A 2,798-nucleotide genomic window follows, 5' to 3' on the forward strand; every position below is an offset into this window, starting at 1 on the left:
TCAAGTAATTTTATCGTATCATAAGGTATTTTTATTGTCAATAAAAATGCCTGTTTTGAAGCTGTGAAAAAGATTTGCAGATATTTTCTTCCGTACTGCATTCTATTGTACAGGAAACTTCTGTCCTGTCACGAAACATGTCCAGAACCTGCCCATAAGGAACTGTTCCGTCTCCCAGTGCTTGATGCCTGTCCCTGTCTCCCGGGTTGTCATGAATATGAAGGTGGCGGATATAAGGAAAAAGTGTTTCCGCCCATTCTGTACAGTCTGTCCGGGAAAAGCAGTTTGCATGACCGATATCCAGGCAGATTCCAAAAGAAGGATGGGAAACCTTCTCCATAACCTCTCTCAATGGTTCCGGAAGAGGATCCATTACATTTTCCATAAGGATCTCTACAGAATCATCTTTATCGTCCAGAAACCTCTTATAAAAATCTGCCATTCGATCTGCCCAGCCTGTAAGAAAATAAACAGAGGGAATAAATCCACTGTGCAGGATCAGTTTTTTTGCGCCCAGCTCCCCAGCTGCCTGATATGCCTGTTCATATCGTGTTCGTGTAGCCTGTACCACCAGCGTATCATAAGCCATGGGATTCAGATCAAGAAACGGACCATGGAGGATAAGCTCTCTGCATTCCATAAATTCCAGGCGTTTCTGATAGGTCCTCAGCGACCGGGCAAGATTATCCAGATTTTCCGCTACTGAGAATTCGATGCTTTCTATCCCCAGGCCTGTCCGGGCGATTATTTCTTTCATTTCTTCATCTTTTACCAGATGACTGATATAAATCATAACTTCTCCCTTTACCTATACCAGATCATAGGACTTTAACTGTTTTCTGCGCCGTCTGTAGTCCGGACAGTATTTTTCCACCTCAGACCAGAACTCTCCGGAGTGATCCATATGGCTCCGATGAGCCAGCTCATGGATCACTACATAGTCCAGCAGTTCTTCCGGAAGATAATAAAGCTGATAATTAAAATTTACATTCCCCTTTGCACTGCAGCTTCCCCACCTGGTCTTCTGATTACGAATAGTGATTCTCCCTACTGTAACTCCCATGACCTGACTGTAATACTTAACCCTGTCTCCTATTTTTTCTTTTATTTTTTCTATTTCTTCCGGGGGTAATTTTTCTGCCGGCACCGCGCCTGTGGAATTACATGTATTTTTTCTGCTTTGCATCAACTCTGTTTTCTCAAGAATCCATTTTCTGTGTTTTTCAACAAATTTTTCCACTTCACTGTCCTGTAGCCGGTTAGGAATCCGAACCAGAACATCTTTCCCGCTCCGTACCTCCAGCCCGATACTTTTTCTGGACGAACGGATCACCGTCAGAAGAATCTCCCTGTCATCATGCTGTATCTTCAACTGCTTTAACAAGGCTGATCTCCTTTCAAAATACTGAAAGCCCTTTTCTTGTTTATTTCTCTTCCAGAGCTTCCTCTACTGCTTCTCCTGCATCTTCCAGCGCATCCAGAGCTTCTGTAAGGATATCCGCTTTCTCCTGATCTCTGTCTTCATATTCTTCCAGTACGTCCACCAGCTGATCCTTCAGATTCTCCAGCTGCTTCCTGATCACCACCAGCTTATTATTTTTTTCTGCTTCTGCTGTAAATTCTCTTACCTTTGCCATAATTTATTCCTCCTTATCTTTCATCAATGGTTTCTATTTCTACCTTTCGGTTTTTTCCTTCCTGTTTCCAGACCATCAGATGGATCTTATATTCCACCGAATCCTTTGCATAAATAAAAGGTTCCTCCGTCAGCACTTCCACCTGTTTCCCTGACATCTCCAGCTGTTTTTTTCTCTGTTCTGCTTTTTCCTGTATCCGCAGGATTTTTTCTGCCGTTTCTCTGTGCGGCTGATAATCCTTAATTCCCCGTTTCTTTTTCAGACAGCCTGTGCCAAAATCCCGACGCTCATATACGGATGCCGCCCGCGCCAGTTTTTCGCTGATCAGATCCACCACTTCTGCATGTTTTACTTTATGCAGCATACGTGCAATCTGCTTTGCAACACATTTTACAGGAAACCGACGATACAGACAAATCCAGTTTTTCAGACTTCGGTCTCCAGCCTCCTCTGCAAGCTGCGTCATTACCTGCAGCGCCTCCTCTGAAACCAGCCACCAGGAACAGGAGGGTACCAGATATTTTTCTGAAACAGCCGGATAACAGCAAAAATTCAATGGTGGAAATTCTGCCAGACTGGAAATCCATCTTTCCTCCTGAGAACAAAATTCTTCTCCCAGATACTCTCTTTTGTCCCGTAGAATGGCGATCCGATATTCCAGCTGCCGGAGATATTCGTAGCCTTTTACCCAGAAGTGTCCGGTTCTCCCATAATCAAATAAATGGACTTCCAGTTTCAGATCCTGGAAAAACAACGTACAAACCGTATCTTCCTGATGCACCACCAGCACATACTGATCTCCATCCTGATTCAGATCCGCCCACAGTTCTCCCTGAAAATCCGGCAGATAGGTTCCGGTCAGTTTTGCCCTGCAAAAAACAAGAAAGCTTTCCACCGCATCATTCATCAGATATACCAGACGGATATTCTCTGTTTCCTTTTCTTCCGGAAGCAGTTCAAACTGTCCCTGAGACAAAAGTAATTCCAGTTTCTCATATTCATTTTTAAAGGGAAGTTTTTCTTTCATAAACCCTCTTCCTTTTTCTTAATAACCATAAGTATAACATATCTGTCCCGGCTTCTGCATCCATCCATTTATATTCTTTCTTTTCTGCTCTCAGCTTTTATCATTTCACACTTTTTGTAAGAAGTAAACAATTT

4 protein-coding genes are annotated in these 2,798 nt (G+C 43.1%); all 4 read right to left on the reverse strand.

The features are described 5' to 3' along the window. Positions 1-37 precede the first annotated feature (37 nt). Genes RDS42_RS13915 through RDS42_RS13930 form a run of 4 tightly spaced genes read right to left on the reverse strand, consistent with a single transcriptional unit; the run spans position 38 to position 2,664 of the window. Entirely contained in the window at positions 38-793 is a 756-nt protein-coding gene (locus RDS42_RS13915; protein WP_308784188.1) for a sugar phosphate isomerase/epimerase family protein, read from the reverse strand. 15 nt (positions 794-808) lie between these two features. After that, positions 809-1,384 carry a M48 family metallopeptidase gene (locus tag RDS42_RS13920; RefSeq protein ID WP_308784189.1) on the reverse strand — a complete coding sequence of 192 codons (576 nt, stop codon included), beginning with the start codon at positions 1,382-1,384 and terminating at the stop codon, positions 809-811. 40 nt (positions 1,385-1,424) lie between these two features. Continuing rightward, positions 1,425-1,637, reverse strand: a complete 213-nt coding sequence (locus RDS42_RS13925; protein ID WP_308784190.1) for a hypothetical protein — start codon at positions 1,635-1,637, stop codon at positions 1,425-1,427. Positions 1,638-1,650: 13 nt separating this feature from the next. Then, positions 1,651-2,664 (reverse strand): DUF3878 family protein, encoded by a 1,014-nt coding sequence (locus RDS42_RS13930; protein ID WP_308784191.1) that lies wholly within the window; start codon positions 2,662-2,664, stop codon positions 1,651-1,653. Positions 2,665-2,798 lie beyond the last annotated feature (134 nt).

The organism is uncultured Blautia sp., assembly GCF_902497045.1.
In the GTDB taxonomy this organism is placed as follows: Bacteria; Bacillota; Clostridia; order Lachnospirales; family Lachnospiraceae; genus Blautia_A.